This window comes from Psychrobacter sp. 219-2-C (assembly GCF_049560815.1).
In the GTDB taxonomy this organism is placed as follows: Bacteria; Pseudomonadota; Gammaproteobacteria; order Pseudomonadales; family Moraxellaceae; genus Psychrobacter; species Psychrobacter faecalis.
The window spans coordinates 2,750,026-2,771,105 of the sequence record NZ_CP186933.1; the positions used below are offsets into that span (position 1 = coordinate 2,750,026).

At 43.4% G+C, this 21,080-nt stretch carries 17 protein-coding genes; 10 read left to right on the plus strand and 7 right to left on the minus strand.

What is annotated here, in order from left to right; all coding sequences use genetic code 11:
- Nucleotides 1-63 precede the first annotated feature (63 nt).
- The 3 genes from rlmD to cysM all read right to left on the minus strand — a co-directional run bounded on the left by rlmD (nt 64) and on the right by cysM (nt 3,503).
- A complete protein-coding gene (gene rlmD / locus ACPEGP_RS11325) occupies nt 64-1,605 on the minus strand; it encodes a 23S rRNA (uracil(1939)-C(5))-methyltransferase RlmD (RefSeq protein ID WP_423813479.1) in 1,542 nt (513 codons plus the stop codon).
- An 86-nt stretch (nt 1,606-1,691) separates the two neighbouring features.
- A complete protein-coding gene (locus ACPEGP_RS11330) occupies nt 1,692-2,510 on the minus strand; it encodes a 3'-5' exonuclease (protein ID WP_288726222.1) in 819 nt (272 codons plus the stop codon).
- Nucleotides 2,511-2,534: 24 nt separating this feature from the next.
- Complete coding sequence (cysM, locus tag ACPEGP_RS11335) at nt 2,535-3,503, minus strand: cysteine synthase CysM (RefSeq protein WP_286797677.1); 969 nt, start codon at nt 3,501-3,503, stop codon at nt 2,535-2,537.
- A 470-nt stretch (nt 3,504-3,973) separates the two neighbouring features.
- Here cysM and ACPEGP_RS11340 point away from each other — a divergent pair, with 470 nt between their 5' ends.
- The 3 genes from ACPEGP_RS11340 to ACPEGP_RS11350 all read left to right on the plus strand — a co-directional run bounded on the left by ACPEGP_RS11340 (nt 3,974) and on the right by ACPEGP_RS11350 (nt 9,949).
- Nucleotides 3,974-7,477 (plus strand): ATP-binding protein, encoded by a 3,504-nt coding sequence (locus ACPEGP_RS11340; RefSeq protein ID WP_423813480.1) that lies wholly within the window; start codon nt 3,974-3,976, stop codon nt 7,475-7,477.
- A gap of 138 nt (nt 7,478-7,615) precedes the next feature.
- Nucleotides 7,616-8,428 carry a crotonase/enoyl-CoA hydratase family protein gene (locus ACPEGP_RS11345; RefSeq protein ID WP_286797680.1) on the plus strand — a complete coding sequence of 271 codons (813 nt, stop codon included), beginning with the start codon at nt 7,616-7,618 and terminating at the stop codon, nt 8,426-8,428.
- Between the two features lie 261 nt (nt 8,429-8,689).
- Nucleotides 8,690-9,949 carry a multidrug effflux MFS transporter gene (locus ACPEGP_RS11350; protein WP_288726224.1) on the plus strand — a complete coding sequence of 420 codons (1,260 nt, stop codon included), beginning with the start codon at nt 8,690-8,692 and terminating at the stop codon, nt 9,947-9,949.
- Between the two features lie 69 nt (nt 9,950-10,018).
- Here ACPEGP_RS11350 and ACPEGP_RS11355 read toward each other — a convergent pair whose 3' ends face one another.
- Nucleotides 10,019-10,900: an IS982 family transposase gene (locus ACPEGP_RS11355; protein ID WP_423813481.1), complete on the minus strand. Its 882-nt coding sequence runs from the start codon at nt 10,898-10,900 to the stop codon at nt 10,019-10,021.
- A gap of 463 nt (nt 10,901-11,363) precedes the next feature.
- Here ACPEGP_RS11355 and ACPEGP_RS11360 point away from each other — a divergent pair, with 463 nt between their 5' ends.
- From ACPEGP_RS11360 to tsf, 7 genes are all read left to right on the plus strand, one after another.
- Entirely contained in the window at nt 11,364-12,251 is an 888-nt protein-coding gene (locus ACPEGP_RS11360) for a substrate-binding periplasmic protein (protein ID WP_423813482.1), read from the plus strand.
- A gap of 73 nt (nt 12,252-12,324) precedes the next feature.
- Nucleotides 12,325-14,532 carry an ATP-binding protein gene (locus tag ACPEGP_RS11365; protein WP_423813483.1) on the plus strand — a complete coding sequence of 736 codons (2,208 nt, stop codon included), beginning with the start codon at nt 12,325-12,327 and terminating at the stop codon, nt 14,530-14,532.
- A 19-nt stretch (nt 14,533-14,551) separates the two neighbouring features.
- Nucleotides 14,552-14,914 (plus strand): response regulator, encoded by a 363-nt coding sequence (locus ACPEGP_RS11370; protein ID WP_201610307.1) that lies wholly within the window; start codon nt 14,552-14,554, stop codon nt 14,912-14,914.
- Between the two features lie 114 nt (nt 14,915-15,028).
- Complete coding sequence (locus ACPEGP_RS11375; RefSeq protein ID WP_423813484.1) at nt 15,029-15,478, plus strand: chemotaxis protein CheX; 450 nt, start codon at nt 15,029-15,031, stop codon at nt 15,476-15,478.
- Nucleotides 15,479-15,519: 41 nt separating this feature from the next.
- The gene (locus tag ACPEGP_RS11380) at nt 15,520-15,969 is read left to right on the plus strand and encodes a chemotaxis protein CheX (protein WP_423813485.1); all 450 of its coding nucleotides are present in this window, start codon (nt 15,520-15,522) and stop codon (nt 15,967-15,969) included.
- Nucleotides 15,970-16,357: 388 nt separating this feature from the next.
- On the plus strand, nt 16,358-17,161 hold the full coding sequence (gene rpsB / locus ACPEGP_RS11385) for a 30S ribosomal protein S2 (RefSeq protein WP_423813486.1): 804 nt from the start codon (nt 16,358-16,360) through the stop codon (nt 17,159-17,161).
- Between the two features lie 245 nt (nt 17,162-17,406).
- Nucleotides 17,407-18,288 (plus strand): translation elongation factor Ts, encoded by an 882-nt coding sequence (gene tsf / locus ACPEGP_RS11390; RefSeq protein ID WP_144297563.1) that lies wholly within the window; start codon nt 17,407-17,409, stop codon nt 18,286-18,288.
- Nucleotides 18,289-18,457: 169 nt separating this feature from the next.
- Here the strand turns inward: tsf and ACPEGP_RS11395 are convergent, their stop codons facing one another.
- The 3 genes from ACPEGP_RS11395 to ACPEGP_RS11405 form a co-directional block, all read right to left on the minus strand.
- Complete coding sequence (locus tag ACPEGP_RS11395; RefSeq protein ID WP_144297564.1) at nt 18,458-19,270, minus strand: lytic transglycosylase domain-containing protein; 813 nt, start codon at nt 19,268-19,270, stop codon at nt 18,458-18,460.
- A gap of 442 nt (nt 19,271-19,712) precedes the next feature.
- Nucleotides 19,713-20,402 carry an LrgB family protein gene (locus tag ACPEGP_RS11400; RefSeq protein WP_068403983.1) on the minus strand — a complete coding sequence of 230 codons (690 nt, stop codon included), beginning with the start codon at nt 20,400-20,402 and terminating at the stop codon, nt 19,713-19,715.
- A 23-nt stretch (nt 20,403-20,425) separates the two neighbouring features.
- Nucleotides 20,426-20,878 carry a CidA/LrgA family protein gene (locus ACPEGP_RS11405; RefSeq protein ID WP_423813487.1) on the minus strand — a complete coding sequence of 151 codons (453 nt, stop codon included), beginning with the start codon at nt 20,876-20,878 and terminating at the stop codon, nt 20,426-20,428.
- Between the last annotated feature and the right edge of the window lie 202 nt (nt 20,879-21,080).

Below are 21,080 nucleotides of genomic sequence, written 5' to 3' on the forward strand. Positions count from 1 at the left end.
AACACGCTGCCCTAAAATAAAGTCTTTTGAAACACCTTACTTTAAACATCATTAAAATTGATGCTAAGCGGACACTTTCTCAAAGCGTGCGATTGATTCGACGTGGCCGGTATGACAGAACATATCCATCACGCCTGCATGCGTCAAACGATAGCCTTGCTCTAACAAAGCTTTGGTATCGCGGGCAAGGGTAGCAGGGTTACAAGAGACATAGACAATACGCTCGGCATTGAACTTTGGCAGATACTGCATAATCTCCCACGCGCCCGAACGCGGTGGGTCGATGAGTAATGCATCAAAGCCTTGATTGGCCCAAGGTTTATCGGTGCAATCTTGTGTTAAGTCTTGGCTATAAAATTCCGTATTAGTAATGCCATTGCGGCGTGCGTTATCGGCCGCGCGGGCAGTCATGGCTTCACTGCCTTCAACGCCGACCACCGCACCAGTTTCGCCGACCAAACGCGCGAGTGGTAAGCTAAAGTTACCCAAACCACTGAATAAATCGAGCACCCGCTCACCCGCTTTTAAGTCTAACAAATCACAAGCAAGCTTGGTCATTTGACGATTGACCGATAAATTAACTTGAGTAAAGTCGGTTGGGATAAATTCAAAGGTCAAATCATACTCAGGTAATTGATAATATAAGCGCCCAAACTGCTCAGTCATATCGTCATGCTCAGTTAAGGCAATACGCTGAATGCTATCGGCGCCTTTTGATTGTAAATAGAGCTGCCAATTACGCGCTGCAAAGAAGCTTTTTAATTTTTCAATATCCGCATCTGATAATGGTGCCAAGTTACGTACAATCAGTGCAACCGGCTGATTACCATCAGGTAGCTCTGGTAGCGCTTCGCCCATGGCTAATTCAAGCTGAGCAATCTTGTCACGACTCTCAAGCGTGCTGATAAGCGCTTTTAGATTTTCAATCTCAAAGCCAATACGCGGGTCTAAGATATGGCACTCATTTAATTCCGCTAAGAAGTTACTTGAGCGCTCACGGAAACCAACCAAGGCAGTTTCTTTTTTGGCGACATAACGCACGCCGAGTCGCGCTTTGGTACGGTAACCTAAGCGATCGCCAACCACGGGCGCGAGCCAATGCTCTGGTTCAACATTGGCTTGATGCATAAGCAATTCAGCAAGCACCGATTGCTTAAAGTTGATCTGACCATCGGGCTGCCAATGTTGCAAGCTACAGCCACCGCAAACACCGAAATGCGGGCAAGGTGCTACAGCGCGCTCAGGGTTTGGATTGGCAGTAACGCTCACCGCATCGCCTTCTTCAAAACTGCTACGGCTATTGGTGATTTTGACTAAGGCGCTTTCGCCCGGCAATGCAAAGCTGACAAAAATCTTTTTGCCATGTTTGTCTTCGATATGACCGTCGGCTTCACCGAAACCATTGCCATAAATAGCAACGCCGCGACCGTCATGCGACAAGCCATCTATTTTAAAGGGTAATGGCTCAGCATCTTTTAAACGGCGACGTGTTTTTGACGAAGGCTTAGATTTTTTCTTACTTGGCGGCATAGTAATAGTCTGAGCCTCGTTAGGCTGTTGGTTGACGTTTAGAGTAGTAAAGTCTTTTGAGTCGGTGGGCTGCATAAACCTGCCTTAATAATAAATAATAAGCAATAAAGGATAAATAACTAAAAATAAGGAAGCCGTTGTCGTTAAGATGTCTAGTGTGGCTATGGGGCAGACGACCAATCAGCAATAAACTCATGATGGCGAGGACTGCCATCTGCTTGGGTATATTGGGCCAAATAGTCACGGCTTTGCTGCTGCCACCGCTCAAAATCTGGTGAGGACAATTGCCCTGTCAATCGCAGCCAGCGCAAATAAATCAGCCAAGTATTCATCACATCAGATTCGCAATATATTGACAACGTTTGCCAATCACCATTGCTGACCAACTCGCCAACCATACTGCCATCGACATCGGTTTTACCGGGCAAACCATAAAGACTGGCGACGATATCCATGGCTTCGCGGCGGCTGGCACCGTATTGGCTAAATCTGTCCATCAAATCAAGATGGCGACTGTGGAAGCGATTAACGTAATTATCAAAGCGCATGTTTTTGATGCGCTCGCCTTCTTCAAATAACCACGACGCTGATAAGTCATACTGCATGGCACGATAAATAAGCACCGGAATATCAAAGCCTGAGCCGTTCCAACTAATCAGCTGTGGCAGCTTTTCAAGGTCACTGAACGCGCGAAAAAACTTGCTCAGTATGTCTTTTTCGCTAAACTTATCGGCGGTCAAAGAAAACAGGGAAAATTTGCCGTCTTTAATATAAAGGGCAGAAATACAGACAATACGCTGCAAGGGCAAACGCATAAAATCGTGACCTGCTTCTTGGAGTCGCAGCGCTGTCAATGCGCTCAAAGCATCGGCATCGTTTAGCTCAGCCAACTGCGGATAGATACGGCGGGCAGCCTCGGTATCGGCAACCGTTTCAATATCAAAGACCAAGATAGGTTTGGACGAGAGGGCGTTTGACATAAATAATTCTGCCTATTTATAAGCTTATGGGGTGGCGTTATCCGTGCTATCGTCAGCGTCATTCACACTATATAGGCCCGTCGATAAATAACGATCACCGCGGTCGCAAACGATAAAAGCAATCACGGCATCAGGATTTGCTTTTGCGACTTCGGTAGCGGCCCATGCCGCTGCACCTGATGACACACCAGCAAAAATGCCTTCAGTTTTCGCCAATTTACGCATATAAACTTCGGCGACCCGCTGATCAACATCCATGATGTCATCAACCAAATCTGCTTCAAAAATACCGGGCATATAAGCGGCAGGCCAGCGGCGGATGCCAGCGATAGATGCTTCTTCGTCAGGTTGTAGACCGATGACTTTAATATCAGGGTTTTGCTCTTTAAGATATTGCGCAACGCCAGTGATAGTACCTGTGGTGCCCATCGAGCTAATAAAATGGGTGATTTTACCGTCCGTTTGCGCCCATAGCTCAGGGCCGGTGGTCAAATAGTGCGCTTGTTTATTATCAGGATTGTTAAACTGATCGAGTACAATACCTTTACCGTCGGCTTGCATTTGCAGCGCCATATCACGCGAAGCTTCTATGCCTTCGTCCACCTCGATAAGCGTCGCACCATAAGCGGCCATCGCATCTTTACGCTCTTGGGTCGAGTTGGTTGGCATAAATAGGGTGATTGGATAGCCACGCATCGCCGCCACCATCGCCAAAGCAATGCCCGTATTGCCGCTGGTCGCTTCAATGAGCATATCGCCAGGTTTAATATCACCGCGCTGCTCAGCTTGATAAATCATATTAAAGGCCGGACGGTCTTTTACCGAGCCAGCAGGGTTATTGCCTTCGAGTTTGGCGAGCAATACCGCGCCATTGGCAATCTGCTCTTGCTCAGGCAGGCGATTCAATTTGACCAAAGGCGTCTTACCTACGCAATCGGCAAGGTCAGTGATTTGCGTAATAAAATTGGCGTTTGACTGGGCCGTAGCGGACATAAGGTATCCTTATCGATTATTAGTTTTTTAATAGGCGCTGTTTAAATAGCAGGTCAGTACTTGATGACCGTTATGGATTGATTGTGGTCAATAAAAAGTTGCGTCATTATATCATTTTGTTTTCGCCTGCGCTTAATGCATAAATTTTTATTGAGGATAAGCAGTGTACTTATCTGCATAAACAAATAGGCATAAAAAAATACTAAAAGCGGACTGCTTACGATAACTTTGTTGCCATGAAAGTGCATGAGTAAGTGAAGCGAGAAAAAAGTGAGGCAATAAAAGTTTGCCAAGGAATGGTTAACCGCCTTCGTTAGAATCCTGCTAAGATAATCGCAAGTCATATTTGATGGCTTATTTTTAATGCTTAATAAGTTATGAATATCCAAGCGCACCGTACAAGATTTGTCAGTAGTAGCATTCATCAGCAATAGCATTTAGCGCCAAAATCAGTGGAGAATAAACCCAGCATGGCTTACAAAAAACGTTTTGATACCAGTAGTGCTTATGGTCAGCTGATTATATTGGTGTTTTTGCCGATTTGTTTATTGGCAGCGGTCGGTGGCATTTTGGTATTTTACGAAACCATGCGTGCCAGTAATTCAGAGCAAGAGGCGTTAGCAGAGGCGGTACTGATTCGTTATACGCCAACGATTGCGGAGTTGGTTCCTGAGTTATTAGAGCAAGAACAGGTAGAGAATAGCGATGATAAAAATAAGGCAGCGGACAACCCGCAAGCGGCGATAACAGCCTTAGAAGGTATTCAAGATAGGCTCGGGCGTATGCAGTCCGAGCAGCATGTCCAGCGTATTGCAATTATCAATCAAAACAATGAAGTGTTAGCAAGCGTCGGTTATGGCACTGAGGAAGCTTGGCCGCTGATAGAATCTGCAGAGCGCTTTTTATCGCAACAAACAACGCCCATTGGTACCGCTTACGGCAGTAGCTTGGGAGAGTTTGACGGGCAGCAATTGTGGCTCATGATTGATATGGATAATGAGCCGCTCTATATCGCCCGTTATCGTATCGCCATGGCGCTCGCGATTACGGGTTTATTTACGATTTTAATTTTGCTATTGAGCTTAAATATTTATTCAAAACGTTGGATTGCGCCGATTTATGAGCTGCGCCTGCAATTACAACGTACCCATGTCGACAATCTTTATCAGCCTATTCCGGTTGAATCGAATGGCGAGCTGAATTTATTGCAGCAAGATCTGGTCAGGACGTTACGTCGTCTCCATGCCAGCTTCCAAGATTTAAAAGATCATGCCGAACAGACCGAAGATGATTTGCGCTTGGCATTTGATGAGATGGAAATGCAGAATATCTCTATCCGTAATGCGCGCGATGCGGCGATTTCAACCAGCCAAGCAAAATCGGCGTTTTTGGCCAATATCAGCCATGAATTGCGTACACCATTAAACAGTATCGATGGTTTTATTAATTTGCTGGCGCGACATGGCGAGCTCAATCCCGAACAAGATTTGTACGTGCAAACCATCCGTAAATCATCGGCCCATCTATTGGCGCTAGTGAATGATGTCTTGGATTTTTCTAAGATTGAAGCGGGTAAATTGGTCCTTGATCGTCATGAGTTTGACCTTTATGACACCATTTATGACGTGGTCGATATGCTATCGCCGGTTGCTGCCGAAAAAGGTCTGCGCATGGCGGTGCTGTTTTATAACGACGTGCCGATGCGTATCAACGGCGATGCGTTGCGCCTCAAGCAAGTACTGACCAATATCGTCGGTAATGCCATTAAGTTTACCGATAGCGGCGATGTAGTCGTGCGCGTGAGCTTAGACGATCATCGTGATAATTATTTGATGATTAGCGTGCAAGATAGCGGTAAAGGCATTTCATTATCTGACCAAAAAATGCTCTTTCAAAGCTTTAGCCAAGGCGACCCATCGATTACGCGGCAATATGGCGGTACCGGTTTGGGTCTGGTCATCTCCAAGCAATTGACGCGGCTGATGGGCGGCGACATTGGCTTTTATGACAATGTGCAAGAAAACATCTCTAATCAAGGAGCGACGTTTTGGTTTCGAATGCCAGCGCATGTAGATGTCTTGGAAGCGGCAACTGGGCAAACGATTGAGTTGCCCGTGCTCGCGCCACTTGCCAGCGATACGGACGAGTTTAATGTGCTGGTTTGGATCAATCATACCGCGTCGATACAGGTGCTCAAAGCCAGCCTGCAACATTTACCGATTACCCTGACTCAAGCAAACTCTTTACCGGGCGTACTTGAGTCGCTCAAGGAGCGCGGCAATTATTGGGATTGGGTTATCGTTGATGATGATACCCAAGACGATATGATGGCGCTGCTCAAACAGATTCGTCTGCATTATCAGGGAAAGCTTGCAGTATTTGGCTATCAAGTTGCCGCCGACCAAGCACTGCTCAATCGTTATCATGCCAATATTTTGTATGAACCATTAGATAAAAGACAGCTCTATGCCATGCTTGATACGCAAAAACGCAACGCCCCGAGTGGCGTTCAAGAGCCGCGATGGAAGGGCGTGACCGTCTTGGCTGTCGATGACCATCTGCCGAACTTACTGGTGCTTGATGCGCTACTAAGTGAACTTGGCATCCATGTCATTACCGCCAGCAGCGGTTTTGATGCGATAGAAATCATCAGTAAACAGCAAACTAAGCATATCAAAACTACTAAAGCTGACAGCCAAAGTCTGTCGAAAAAAACTCAAATATCTAAAGCCGAAGCGCGTGATGATGCTAGTAAATCGGCGGTTAATCCATTACATCTTGACGATACTACAACAGATGATAAAGGTAGTACGGCGCACAAAAACAGTATCGATTTGATATTTATGGATATTCAAATGCCACGTATGTCAGGGCATGAAGCAGCGCGGCAAATCCGTAATATCGAAACATCTGATCATCATATTCCGATTATCGCCTTAACGGCCCATGGTTTAGCCGATGAGCGCGATAAGCTGATTGCAAGCGGCATCAACGACTATGTTGGCAAACCCATTAGCCAGCCACAGTTGCTACAAGTGCTGCAAAAATGGCTTGGCCGTACCGACTCAGTGCCGCCATTAACCACCATTCATAGCGATAACTTATACAGCTCTGACTTGCATAGCTCTAATTTGCCTAGCTCTGACCTACAAAGTGAGGTGAATCAAAACGCCTTGACGTCTTATGCAGATGTGACAACCCCAACTTATCCTTTGCTCAAAGATAACGAGGATAGTCGTATCGCCAATGCCAGTGCTGTTGCTAAAGTGAAGAGTCCGGCAAAAATTACCCGACCCTTATCATTAAAGAAAATCCGCGATGACTATTTGCGTGACAGTCAGCCGCGTGAAGAATATAGACGCGAGACGCCGCGCGAAACCCAACCACGTTACGAGAAGCCACGCTATGAAAAGCCACACTATGAGAATCTGCATTATCAAGGGCAGGGGCAAGTACCATTGGCTTATCCGCCTTATCAAATGTTAGAGCATGCTAAAGATGAACAAGCAGTAAATACCGCACACGGGAAAAATAATACGGATATGGGCGCAAATACCCTTGATACCTCGGAGATTTTAAATTGGCAAGATGCGTTGACGCGCTCAGCCAATAAACCCGATTTGGCTGCCAAGCTCATCATCATGATGCTCGATACCATCAATGATGAAAAGCAAGCGTTGATGCAGGCTTGGGAGAGCCGTAACCGCAGTGCGCTGGCGCAAATTGCCCATCGTATCTTAGGTGGCAGCCGTTATACCGGCGTGCCGCAGCTACGTCAAGCCAGCCAAGACTTAGAAGATAAATGCTTATTAAATATTCAACATACCACGCCGGCTCAATTTGCGATGTTAGAGCCTTATTATGAAGCGTTATTGACGGCGTTAAACAATCTACAAACCCTCGATTTATCGGCGTATCCGCAGCTTAATTATCATCGTCTAAGTGAAAATGATATGACGTGGAAAATGATTTAAAGCTGATAATCATAAAACCGCTGAGACTAAACGATACCCTAGCAGTCAGTTATTGATAAGGAAGGGAGAGTGCAAGGCTGTTAATATTAAACGGATTAACAAACTCTCTAAGTGTTTTATTTATTATTAAGGATGATTATGCACGCTATTGCCACGTATCAGTATGAGACATTACAAGTCAGCGCCACTGACAATATAATAACGGTGACCATCAATCGACCGGAAAAAAAGAACGCTATGAGTTTTAAAGTGGTGCAAGAGTTAATCGCGGTCGCCGGTCGAATCAGTAAAGATAAAACGGTACGTGCGGTGATTCTTAATGGCGCAGAGGGCACGTTTTGTGCTGGTATCGATTTGGGCGATTTAAACCATCCTAAGAATCAAGCGTTTGCGCTATGGGAACTTATTAAACCTTGGCAAAGTCTCTTTCAACGCGTCTGTTTGGTTTGGCGTGATGTGCCTGTGCCAGTGATTGCGGTTTTAGAAGGTTACTGTATTGGCGCAGGCTTACAACTGGCGCTGGCTTGTGATGTGCGTATTAGCCATCCTGAGTGTAAATTGTCGATTATGGAAGCCAAGTGGGGCCTAGTTCCTGACATGGGCATAACGCAATCAGGGTTTGGTGTTGTACGCGCTGATGTCTTAAAGGAGCTGGCAATGACCGCGCGTACCTTCAATGCCGAGGAAGGCAAAGCGCTTGGCTTGGTCAGCCATTGTAGTGAAACGCCACTTGAGCGAGCGCAAAAGCTTGCCGCCGAGTTTGCTGAGCGCTCACCCGATGCGGTGCTAGCAAGCAAACGCGTTATCAATGCCATGTTTGACCAGCCAGCTACCACGCTATATAAAGAAAAATTTTGGCAACTAAAAATGATGTTTGGTCGCAACCGTAAACTGGCACTTAGAAAAGCTAAGCAAGCCAGTACCGCTTTTGGCAAACGTCAATTCCGTTAAAAAATCAGCCATATTTTGCAACTGTATTTGAGTGAGATAGGTTTATTTTATTCACATCAAGCATCTATTGAATTACAAGCAGATAGTGCAATATAGCACTATCTGTTTTTTTTATCTGTTTACGTTGCTGTGTTTGCGTTGCTGCTTGTTTGTAGACGGTATTTTTTAAAAGGCTTGTTCTGTAATAAAAGTCGATTAAAATTACCCAACAAACCACGTATCAATAATAAAATAATCCTTCCTCTATCATATGGTCTCATTATGTCTGCTCCAAAACCCTCCCTGCCCAATAAACCCAATGCTGCTGACCGAGTGCGCTCTGCGGATTTGCCCGTTGCATGGATTATGATGCTTGGGCTTATCGTGGCAGTCGGGCCATTATCGATTGATATGTATTTGCCAGCATTGCCGTCGATGGCAGAGGATTTTGGCGTATCGACCGCCTTTATGGCCAACTCTGTGCCAGCCTATTTTTTAGGTCTGGTTTTTGGTCAGCTATTTTATGGTCCTTTTAGTGATCGCGTCGGTCGCGTCAAACCTTTATATATGGGCATGATTTTATATGTGATTGCCTCGATTGTCTGTGCGACGACCGATAATGAATACGTATTGTTTATCGGCCGAACCTTTCAGGCGCTCGGCGCGTGCGTGGGAGCGGTTGTGACGCGTGCAGCAATACGTGATCGCCTGACAGCCAAACAAACCGCCAAAGCCTTTTCGATTATGATATTGGTCATGGGTTTAGCGCCGATCTTAGCGCCATCTCTTGGAGCTTTATTTTTAAAGTTCTTTAATTGGCATTCTATCTTTTGGTTTTTAGCGGCCTTTGGGGCGTTAAATTTATTACTGACCAAGTTTTTCTTCTTTGAAACCTTGACTGAAGAAAACCGTAACGTCCGCCCTGCCAGAGAAGTGCTCAGTCAGTATTGGGATTTGTTAAAAGACCCAACCTTTAACTATCCCGCGATTGGTGGCGGCTTATTAATGGGCGCGATGTTTGTCTATATCAGCTCAGCTTCTGAATTAATCATGGATACTTATGGCGTTTCAGCCACCCATTTTGGTTGGTTATTTGGGATGAATGCGGCAGGGTTTGTAGGTTTGACGCAGCTGAATCAATGGCTGACCAATCGTTTTCGTATCTTAAGTATCTTACGTTTTGGCGCGATGATGCAAGTCATCTCAGCTGCGGCACTGTTTGTAACCGGTATTATTTTTGGTACGGATGCATGGTTACCGCTGGTTTTATCTTGTATTTTCTTTTGTATTGCCGGTTTAGGTCTGACGCAGCCAAACGCCTCGGCGATTGCGCTTGCCTTTCAAAAACGCCGTGCGGGTATGGCCAGTGCTTTGCAAGGCTCATTGATGTTTTCGGTCGGTATTTTTGGTGGTTTATTATTAAACTTATTTCCTCTCAATCCAGTGTTAAAAATCGGTATTGCACTCTTTGTACTCATGAGCCTTGGTGCGTATTTAATTTGGCAGATAGACCGTGATTTGGATTTAGATACTGCGGAGTGATTAACCGATAAATTTCATGTAAATTAACCCCAGTTCGGGATAAGCCACATTGTAACTCATTGATACTATTTACAATGTGGCTACCTGTCCCTGCTGAGGCATGTTTTTGATGGTGGGCTTATAGGGAAACCAGCAATAAGCAATCAAACCCGACAGCAAGTTTGTGATAAACCCCGTGACACTACGATGGCGTGAGTGTTCGATTTGGCACAAGTTTTTAAGCTCTCCAAACACCGTTTCAATCAAAGAGCGATGATTGAGTAGTGCCTCATCCATCGGCTCAAGTAATTGGGGTTTCATATTACGCCGAAGTTTGGTTATCAACGTGGTATCACTGTGTTTTGTGAGCCACTCGTTTAGGGCTTTACTGATATAGCCTCTATCCCCAAACACCTTGCCAAACACAGGCGTTGCCATATCCTTAACAGGCACTCTGTCATCCGTATTACCCGCAGTGACTTTAACAGATACAAGCTCGCCCTTATGATTGATAATGGCGTGCAGCTTAAAGCCATAGAACCAGCCCATGCTGCTTTTGCCTCGGGTTGCAAGTCCCTTAAAGACTTTATGACGGTAGATACGTTTGTTATGACAAACTGCTATCTTGGTTGAATCAATATAGCTGATACCCGTACAGTCGCCCATCATGCTTTGCAAGTAGCTGCACAGTGGCATGATACTGCGCGGCACAAGCTCTATAAATCGCGAGTAGCTCGGCAGATTTGGAAACTCCCGTTTCATCATGCCATGCATATGGTGGTAGTAAAACGCCTTAAACTGTCGATACCGCAGTTGATGAAACAGTACCAAGATGGTCATAATCTCTGCTACACTTATCTGGCATGCTCTTAACCTTTGGTGTCCCGTTGCGATTAAATGAGCGTCAAACTCAGGTTTGAATTGCTGATAAAAGTCGTCAATATGGCAGTATAGTTCGGTTAGGTTGTCCATGTAAGAAGTCCTTGTTGTGAAGTTTGTCTTGGTAAACTCACTTTAGCAACTTCGGACTTCTTTTTTTACCTTTTTTTGAGCCCTTATCCCGAACTGGGGTTAAATTAGCTTTCATAAAAAAGTATTCAGAGCGTTGCAAATGCCTGAATGCTTTTTTTATGTCTGTTGTTTTCTCAAATAAACCGCGTTTTTCCAATGATTTCTCTAAATCGAGATTTTGTAACCAACATTTATTTGTTTGTTAACCTAGTCAAAATATTGTTTCTACCTCCTATTGTATATGCGTTTATTGCCATATATAAAAGTCTGTACGCTATAACCGAAGATAAATGTTGCAATAGGAGTTTTGCTAAACTATCATCCAACGTAACTTTATGTAAATAAACATTGTGAAATGATATCTAATTCTACAGAATTTTTTTTCACTTATTTGTAGGATAACGTTAAGGCTTAAGGATAGGATATGAAACAGTTATATAAAATCTTACCGATTATACTGAGTGTGGGTTTATTTGGGTGTGGAAATCCATCTAATCAAAGCGATACTAGTTTGGCTAATAAAGCAGAGGTAGAAAATAAAGAAAAATTTGTTAGCAAATTACCTGATACAGCGCCAACTGTTAAGGTAGGCACTGAAGCCAACTATGCGCCTTATGAGTTTAAAGATGAATATGGGAATGTAACTGGCTTTGATATAGAGCTGATGCAATATATTGGTGAAAACCAAGGATTCAAAGTTGAAGTTTACAATGATCCTTGGGAAGGTCTGTTCGATAATTTAGATAGTAAAAGTCGAGATATAGTAGCAGCTGGTCTTACTTATAGTAGCGACCGTGCTAATAAATATCTATTGTCTGATGCCTACGCACCACTTCCTACTAGTCTTGTTTATTTAGATGATTCGTTAAATATTAAATCATTGAATGATTTGAGTAACCTGCGCATTGGTGTATTAAACAATTCTGAACCTTATGAATATTTTCTACAAGGTAACTATAAAGTTGGTGCTTTAGAGCCATATCCCACAACATTTGCAGCAGTGGAAGCAATGGCGCAAGATAAAGTCGACGCTGTGGTAGATGATTCAGGTGTACTTCGCTATACACTTAATGACTTGCCAAGTCTACAGCCACGATATTTTGACTACGAGAGTATTAGAGCTGATGGTGCTCGAAAGGTATTCCTTATTGATAAAAATCAGCCTGATTTACTGAAAAAAGTGAATAAAGGGTTAAAAGAGTTAAAAACAGATGGTACCTATGCAAAGCTGACGACTAAATGGTTTGGCACGGATTTGACCAAGACCTCTTTACAGCAAGAGCAAATGCTTCAAAAGTCGGCTCTAGAATAGTTTATAGAAGGCATTATTTCAGCTTAAACAAACAGTAAATATGAATTTATCTATATATTAAAAGGAATGTGCTATGACTGTATCAACTCAAAGCGTTAACTCTCGTTATCGCGGTTTGATTCTGTCGATTGCTGCCTTCTTGGCATTGATTGGGGTATTGCTTGCCTTTACTTTTTATACCTCAAGTGTTCTTGAACGCAATACTACGCTTGTAAATATTTCTAATAAAACTGCAAATAACGCTCAAGCAATTATTAAAGATTTGTTTGATCTAAGAAGTAGTGTGGGTGAGCATATTAATTCTCCTCATCAAAAGCGAGTACGAGAAAGATTAGAGGATAATACGCAAGATATTGATCGATTGTTAATCAGTATGAGAGAGGGTTCAGAATACAATGATGAGGCCGGTAACTCTTACAAAATTCCCGATATCACAACAGCGAGTGAGGTGGCTGCTTTAGAAGAAGCGCAGCAAGACTGGAATAAATTAAAACCGCTTATCACAGCTTATCTTAAAGGTGCTAGTGACATTCGAGTAGATTCTTCGGATGAGTTGGCATTGGCTTATGAACAAGCTAAAACGTCTAGTCTACGTATGAATGATGCTTTAGATAAACTAACTAGTGAGGTTTATAAGGAAACTGAACGCCAAGCAAATACCATTCGTCTGATTCAGATATTGGGTGTTGCGGCTATTTTTGCGTACTTCCTAATCTTCGTATTCTTCTTTGTACGTCGTTTGCGTGATACTGATGCTGAAGCATTGGCGGCTCGTCGCGAAACGCAAGAAATCATGGAAACCGTAAATACGGGTCTATTCTTGTTAGATAAAGATTTGAACATTGGTCAGCAGCATTCACGCGCCCTAAACGGCATTATTGGTGAAGACAGATTGTCAGGTGAAAACTTTGCTGATGTACTACGTGGCCGTATTTCAGACAAGGATTTGAAAACCACGCGTCAGTTTATCGAGCAGTTATATAACCCACGTGTTAAAGAAAAATTGGTTGATTCACTCAATCCGTTGAACAAAGTCATGCTGCACAATACTTCTGGTGAAGAGAGCGCAACAAATCGTTACCTCGACTTTAAATTTTCACGCGTTTATGAAGACAAAGACATTGCGCGCATTTTGGTCAACGTTAATGACGTCTCAGATGCGGTTTATTTGGAGCAGCGCTTAGAAAAAGAGCGTTCACAAAACGACATGCAAATTGAGATGTTGACCACCATCTTAAACGTCAATCCAAAAATCATTAATGAGTTTATTAGCAATACCAAAGCTCATATCGATAAGATGAACAATATCTTGAAAAATCCTGGTAGCTCGCAATTTGAGCTTGAAGGTAAACTGAATGCGATTTATCGCGAAATGCACAGCTTAAAAGGTGAAGCATCGGCTCTTAAACTGCACAGCTTTACCAAAATTGCTGCAGATGCAGAAGACAAACTTGATGCGCTGCAAAATCAGGGCAAGCTATCAGGTAATAACTTCTTACCACTGGCTGTCCATTTGGATGACTTACTCAGCCTATCAAACACCATTGAGACATTGGGTGAGCGTATCAACCAAGCCGCGCCAAAGAGTCATGCAAGCGCTCAGCCGATGAAAAAAGCAGCTGTGTCCGCCAGTTTATCAAGTGCCAACCATGCGTCAGTAGCAAATCAATCAGTTGCCACTGCGTCTTTTGTCAGCGGCAATGACATTGATTTGAATGACGATGTCGCTGATGAGCAGTTAGCTTACTATCAAGATTTTGCGCAAGATATCGCGGTTAGACAAGGCAAACAAGTACAGCTAAATGGTCATAACTTAGCGCACGTTACCATCCCTGAACGTCTGAAAAAACCGGTTAGGGAAATCAGTATTCAGTTGTTACGCAATGCGGTGGTACACGGTATCGAGTCTCCTGAAGCGCGTCAGGCTGCTGGTAAGTCTGCCATCGGTAGTATTGATTTAGAGATGCAGCGTGATGCGCAAAACTTAATCATCGTATTACAAGATGACGGTCAAGGCATCAACTACGAAGGCATCCGTAATAAATTAATTGCCGATGGTCGCTATAACAGTGAAGAGGCAAGCACGCTTACGGAAGGTGAGTTGCTTAAAACGTTGTTTACTTCTGGCTTTTCGACCAAAGAGCATGCGGACGAAGATGGTGGACGCGGCGTGGGCTTAGATGTCATTAAGGCTTTAGTAAAAGAGTATGACGGTAAGCTTAATGTAAACAGTGAGCTTGGCAAAATGACCCGTTTTGTCATCACCTTACCGACTGCGTAATTAAGGATAAAAAGATATTATGTACAAATTAATGATTGTTGATGATTCAAATATCATTCGAAACCGTATTCAGCGTGCTTATGATTCAGGTAAGTTCATGCTAGTGGCGACGGCGACCAGTGGTGTGCAAGCGATTGAGAAATTTAATATTCATCGTCCGGATGTGATTACCATGGATTTGACCATGCCACAAATGGATGGGCTTGAATGCATTGCAAAAATCATTGCGATAGACCCCGAAGTACGGATTTTGGTAGTGTCGGCGTTGTCTGATAAATCGACGGGTATTGAAGCTTTATCACTGGGCGCGAGCGGATTCTTGTGTAAGCCTTTTTCAGAAGAAGAGCTGGTAGAGTCTTTGTATGAGCTTGTACAAGACTAGCATTTAGGGCGTATCCTCCATTTAATTTATAAGCTTAGCTTGTTTTTACGGCTATCTTTAAATGAGGACGCGCCCTAATCAATTTAGTAAATATATTATTAAAGAACACATATTATGAAAGAGCAAAAGTTACAAATTTTTGTGAGTATCATTACCAATTATTTTAATCAGTTTGGCAATGAAGAGCTTGTTGTTGATACTCCTTATTTACTAGAAAATCAACAGCCAAAAGTCCATGACTACACTGGTGTCATCGGTATCTCAGGGGTACAAAAAGGCGTGGTTTATTTTTCTGCCACCAGCTCATTATTGGATAGTATCCTCGATAGTATGGGCGAAACCGATAAAAGCGAAGATAATTTGGTTGATCTTGCGGGTGAGGTTGCCAATACCATATCGGGTAATGCGCGCAACGAATTTGGCTCAGAGTTTCATATCTCTGTACCACTGGTGTTTAAAGGCTCGCCGCAAAGCATTATCCTACCTAAAGATGGGCGTTCTTTTATCATTCCAGTCAGTTGGCGCGGTCAAATTGGTGAGATTGTGGTTTGTCTACAAGACTAAACACAGCCCCTAATAATGATTAATACGGACGACAAACGATTATGGTTAATGTAGATAAGTTAGGCGTCTTTTTAAGCTCAATCAGTGCGTTTTTTGCACAGATTGATGATGAGTCAGTAGTGATTGATACGCCGTATTTGAACAGTAATAAAAATGCCGTGGGTTATGATTATAGCGGTATGATTAAAATCTCCGGACCGCTTGAAGGGTGCGTTTACGTCAGCGCCCCAAGCATTCTTTTACGTGAAGTGATTAAAGTAATGGGCGAGCCTGACTCCTCTATTACGATGATGAAAGACTTGTTGGGTGAGATGGCAAACACCATTTCAGGTAACGCGCGTACTGAGTTTGGTGCCGATTTTATTATTTCACCGCCCAAAATCATTGAAGGCATACCGAGTATTCCTTACTTACCAAAAGACCGCCAAAGCTATATCACGCCTTTTACATGGCGCGGCTACAAGGCAGTCATCGGTATCTCTATCGCTTAGTTTTAAATTGAGCACACAAGGATAAGAGTGAATAATAAGGTAAAGAAAAACGACGTTTATACGTCGTTTTTTTATGGGCAATAATCCGTTGGAGCTGCATAATAGCGCTAGCAGTCGCTAAGCGTTATATGGTAAAATACAGCCCAGCTATTTTTATCATTCAGTATTATCCTGAACTTTCAAATCATAGCTCTATTTTTAAATCAACCCATCAAACAATGACACACACATCATGGCAAAAAATTGCTGGGTGTTTGGCGACTTGATTAATTTGCAAAAAGTTAGTGCCGTTTCAATAAACGTTAAACATTAACCGTTAGCAAATGCGTGTCGCTAGATAGGCAGTTTTTGTGATGTGGAGGCATAACCCAACCAATAGGAATTTCACATGGCTTCAAACAATCCAACCAAGATCGAAATGCGCGACTTATTACAAGCCGGCGCTCACTTTGGTCACCAAACACGTTTTTGGAATCCAAAAATGGGTCCATACATCTTTGGCGCCCGTAACAAGATTCATATCATCAACTTAGAGCACACCGTAAAAGCGTTTAACGAAGCATTGACTTACGTAAACGGCCTAGCTGCTAAGAAAAACAAAGTATTATTCGTCGGTACTAAACGCGCAGCAAGCGGCGTTATCCGCGAGCAAGCACAACGCGCTGGCATGCCATACGTTGACCATCGCTGGTTAGGTGGTATGTTGACTAACTGGAAAACCCTACGCCAGTCAATCAATCGCCTAAAAGAACTTGAAAAACAATCTGAAGACGGTACTTTTGCTAAGCTGACTAAGCGTGAAGCATTAGAGCGTACTCGTGATATGGAAAAACTTGAGCGTTCATTGGGCGGTATCAAAGACATGGGCGGCCTACCTGACGCAATCTTCGTCGTCGACGTAGACCATGAAGCAATCGCTATCAAAGAAGCTAAAAATCTAGGTATCCCAGTTATCGGTATCGTTGATACCAACTCAAACCCAGATAACGTTGATTACATCATTCCAGCTAACGATGACGCTATCCGTGCTGTGACTTTGTATGTAACTTCTATTGCTGATGCGATTATCGCTGGTAAAGAATATGCGCAAACTCAAGCAGGCGGTAAAGCTGACCAAGCACAAGACGCTGAGCAAGCTCCTGTTACTGCAGCTGATGCGAAAACTGAAGAAGCAGCGACTCCAGCAGAGTAATTGCTAAGCGATAAGGTTTAACTTTGTAAGGATGCCTTGATAGTTTAGCTATTAGCAGCCATATAAGGTTATTAATCGCATAAAGTTTATGGAAATCTATAATAGGCATGATGTAGTTTTACTCGTCATGCCTTATTATTAACGCGCCGAGCATTACTGACTTATTGCACAGAATGTCAGCGCGTTTAGATATCGTGCACTCCCTTACATAACAATACTCACCTACATCATAAAAGGTAACTCTTATGTCAGAAGTAAAAATATCTGCCAAAATGGTAAAAGAATTGCGTGACCGTACTGGTCTTGGCATGATGGAATGTAAAAAAGCGTTAGAAGAAGCAAACGGCGATGTCGAAGTTGCCATTGATAACCTACGTAAATCTGGTCAAGCGAAAGCGGCTAAAAAAGCAGGTAACATCGCAGCTGACGGCGCTATCATCATCGCTCAAGGTGACAACAAAGCATTCTTGCTAGAAGTAAACTGCCAAACTGACTTCGTTGCAAAAGATGAAAACTTCACTGCATTTGCAGAAAAAGTGGCCAATCTTGCCCTAGAAAACAATGTCACTGACGTTGCTGCTATCTCTGAATTGTCTTATAGCGATGATCAAACCGTTGAAGAAGCGCGTGTATCTTTAGTACAGAAAATCGGTGAAAACATTCAAATTCGCCGCGTTGAAGTACTAGAAGGCGCAAATATCGCTGCGTACCGTCACGGCCTACGTATCGGTGTGGTCGTATCTTATGAAGGCGGCAGCGAAGAAACTGGTAAAAACCTTGCCATGCACATTGCAGCGTTCAACCCAGTTGCAGTAGATGACGAAAGCGTAGATGCTGATGTACTAGCACGCGAAAAAGACATCATCGAAGCCAAAGCGAAAGAATCTGGCAAGCCTGACAATATTGTTGAAAAAATGATCGAAGGCGGTTTGCGCAAATACCTAGACGAAGTAACCTTACTACGTCAACCATATGTTATGGACAATGAGAAAAAAGTTGGTGACGTATTAAAATCTGAAGGCGTAAAAGTCCTTGGTTTCAAACGTTTAGAAGTTGGTGAAGGCATCGAGAAGAAGCAAGAAGACTTTGCTGCTGAAGTTGCTGCCACGCAAGCGGCGAACAAGTAAGCTTTAAATCGTATAAAGCACATCGTATAGATATTAAAAAGCCCGTTATATATTAACGGGCTTTTTTGTGTCTGTAACTTTTAAAAGCTAAGTATTTTAAAGGTTCATTTATTTATTTTTAGGCTACTTATTCTCAGGTTACCTGCAACTACCAGCTTAAACGTCAATATTAACGTAACGCTAAATAAGCGGAATTGGCATAGCTGGCGCTGTTGCCATTACTACTGGTACCGTAACTGACGTTTTGCACGCCGCCGCCATTGGTAGTGCCCGTAGCGTTATTGGCATTCATGGTATTACCCGATAGCGCTGAGTCGTTCTTATATAAGCTATGATAGCGGCTCATGACGCTTTTGACATAGTTGCGCGTTTCTTTAAACGGGGGTATGCCATTGTATTTATCGACGTTCCCTTCACCAGCATTATAACCTGCCACTGCAAACTCGACGTTATTATTAAAACGTTTCATCAGCCAAGCGATATATTTCGCTGATCCTTCGATATTATCAGCAGGATTCCACGGATTACTGACATTAAAGCGGCGCGCCGTTGCTGGCATCAGCTGCATCAAGCCTTGGGCGCCAACAGGTGAGCGTGCATTGGGATTAAACGCCGATTCCGTATGCATCATGGCTTTCATAAGGCCAGGATCGATACCATGACGGGCAGCCGAGGCGCGGATATAACTGTCGTAAGAGTTACGGCTGCCGCTACTACTCGCCGTGCTGCTACCGTAATCATTGCTATAGCTGCTGCCCGCATTGTAGGCGCTTGAATCTTTATAGTAGGTGGTTTTTACTTTTTTATTAAATTTATCAAAATTACCGCTAGGATTGACGTTGGTAAGCAGAACTTGGCCGCTCTTGTCTTTATAAATATACATGTTTCCCGCTTGAGCGGCGATAGGTAGGCTAGATAAAGCAATGGCAGAGAGTAAAAGGGGTGACAAGCAGCGCGTCAGTAAAGGGGCAATAGTTATCATAGGTTTATCACTTTTTATTAAGTAAGAGCAAATTGCTTTGCCTATAAGCGCGTAAGGTTGCGCATCAAAGCGGTTATCGCGTCTGTAGGATCTTATAGCGCTCAAATAGGCTACCTACAAATTCACGTCTAACAAAACCACTTGCAATAGATACAAAAAATAATAGTTGCTTACTATAACACAAAATAAGTTTTTGCCACATCTGAATGCGTGCACGCGCGGTCAAAAGCCCATTTATTTTGTAAAAAAGCTGAATGAAATCAAGATAGTAATAAAATAAAGATGATTAATTGGTATATAACAGCAAGGCTTAAGACTTGATTTTTGCTATGAAGGGAATTAGCGAACCACGTTAAAAATACTATCAAATACAATTCATATAGGCGAAAAAGCCCAGCAAGAAGGATGGGCTTTAGGAGTTTTAAACGGAAGGTAAAATATTTTAAACCGATAAGGCACTGATAAAAATAGGTACCCAGACAGCGGTAACTAAGCCATTAACCGCTAGGCCAAAGGCGGCATAGCGTCCGGCAGTGTGGCTGATTTGCCATGCTTCTACAGTACCAAAAGCATGTGCTGCTAAGCCAAGCGCGAGACCTTTGGCGCGGTCGTCATCAATACCGCGAAATAAAAAGCGCGCTAAGGTCCCACCGATTAGACCTGAAACGATAATGATTAAGTTTGCTAATGCCAGCGGTGCTTTAATCAAATCGGCGACGCTCAGACCAATTGGTGTGGTCACCGAGCGCGTCGCAAATGCCAAAATGGTCTCATGGCTAAGCGAAAATAAATAGGCCAGTGACATGGGTAGTAAGGCGCCAACCACGCTCGCCAGTGCCACAATCATGGTCAGCTTTTTAACTGGCAAACCCTTAAAGTTCATCGCCGCCAATGGCACGGCCAATAATACTGTCACATAGCCTAATAAATGATCAAATACCGGTTTTGCCACGCTGTAATAATGATTGTAATCCCATTGCAAAATAAACAAAAATAGCAGTACTAAGACCAAAGCGGTGATGACCATCGGCAACCATGACAGCTTGCGCGCAAGGACACGGGCAATAACGTGGGCGGCCAAGGTTAATGCTATCGCAGCAAGGGTTGCGCTAAACACACTATCAAAACTCATAACGTTGCCTTATTTAACAGAGCTTAATGCTGTCCCTTGTGCTTTTTGGTCATATTCATACTGTCATCATGACTGCCATCTGTATTATCGCTATTATTAAGCGAGCGATTGGCAAGGATAGCCAGTCCCCAAAGCGGAATAAGGGTGCTGACAATCATGGTCAGCATCACGCCCCAAAACTCATCACCTAGCCCAAATAGCAGCAAACCTGCACCGGCAGAAACGGGCAAAAAAGCAAAACCACTATCGACCAGTAAGGTGTTGCTTGCTTGGGTTAGCCAATGCGGTAGCCCTTTTATCACTCGCCAAACAATTAAAATAACAAACATCGTTAACAGCCCGACGATATTGGCTGCTTTTTCAATGCCCGCCCATTGGCAGACAACGACTGCTAACTCACGAACCACCACGACCATAATCAGCGTCAATATTAGCCCCATCCATAAAGGCGTGTTAGAAGTAGAGGTAGAGCTCATAAGCAATCCTAGCCAAGTCGGGTATAAAAAGGGAAATATGCTAAAAAAGAGAGTTTAATGCCAATGTGTTAACAAAAGCATGTCAATAAAAGCATTTCAGCAAAAGCTGATTATATAGGCAGTAGCCATACTAATAAAGCCTAAGCGCAGATTGCTGCTATTAAGCTGTTGTTAAATGTCTCGTATAGTGAGTGAAAAGTAA

Bases quoted from the DNA above. Each gene is read 5' to 3' on its own strand.
- ACPEGP_RS11395 (WP_144297564.1), bottom strand. From the start codon at position 19,270: ATGATAACTATTGCCCCTTTACTGACGCGCTGCTTGTCACCCCTTTTA.
- ACPEGP_RS11355 (WP_423813481.1), bottom strand. From the start codon at position 10,900: ATGGACAACCTAACCGAACTATACTGCCATATTGACGACTTTTATCAG.
- tsf (WP_144297563.1), top strand. From the start codon at position 17,407: ATGTCAGAAGTAAAAATATCTGCCAAAATGGTAAAAGAATTGCGTGAC.
- ACPEGP_RS11405 (WP_423813487.1), bottom strand. From the start codon at position 20,878: ATGAGCTCTACCTCTACTTCTAACACGCCTTTATGGATGGGGCTAATA.
- ACPEGP_RS11400 (WP_068403983.1), bottom strand. From the start codon at position 20,402: ATGAGTTTTGATAGTGTGTTTAGCGCAACCCTTGCTGCGATAGCATTA.
- cysM (WP_286797677.1), bottom strand. From the start codon at position 3,503: ATGTCCGCTACGGCCCAGTCAAACGCCAATTTTATTACGCAAATCACT.
- ACPEGP_RS11350 (WP_288726224.1), top strand. From the start codon at position 8,690: ATGTCTGCTCCAAAACCCTCCCTGCCCAATAAACCCAATGCTGCTGAC.
- rpsB (WP_423813486.1), top strand. From the start codon at position 16,358: ATGGCTTCAAACAATCCAACCAAGATCGAAATGCGCGACTTATTACAA.
- ACPEGP_RS11345 (WP_286797680.1), top strand. From the start codon at position 7,616: ATGCACGCTATTGCCACGTATCAGTATGAGACATTACAAGTCAGCGCC.
- ACPEGP_RS11370 (WP_201610307.1), top strand. From the start codon at position 14,552: ATGTACAAATTAATGATTGTTGATGATTCAAATATCATTCGAAACCGT.
- ACPEGP_RS11330 (WP_288726222.1), bottom strand. From the start codon at position 2,510: ATGTCAAACGCCCTCTCGTCCAAACCTATCTTGGTCTTTGATATTGAA.
- ACPEGP_RS11340 (WP_423813480.1), top strand. From the start codon at position 3,974: ATGGCTTACAAAAAACGTTTTGATACCAGTAGTGCTTATGGTCAGCTG.
- rlmD (WP_423813479.1), bottom strand. From the start codon at position 1,605: ATGCAGCCCACCGACTCAAAAGACTTTACTACTCTAAACGTCAACCAA.
- ACPEGP_RS11375 (WP_423813484.1), top strand. From the start codon at position 15,029: ATGAAAGAGCAAAAGTTACAAATTTTTGTGAGTATCATTACCAATTAT.
- ACPEGP_RS11380 (WP_423813485.1), top strand. From the start codon at position 15,520: ATGGTTAATGTAGATAAGTTAGGCGTCTTTTTAAGCTCAATCAGTGCG.
- ACPEGP_RS11365 (WP_423813483.1), top strand. From the start codon at position 12,325: ATGACTGTATCAACTCAAAGCGTTAACTCTCGTTATCGCGGTTTGATT.
- ACPEGP_RS11360 (WP_423813482.1), top strand. From the start codon at position 11,364: ATGAAACAGTTATATAAAATCTTACCGATTATACTGAGTGTGGGTTTA.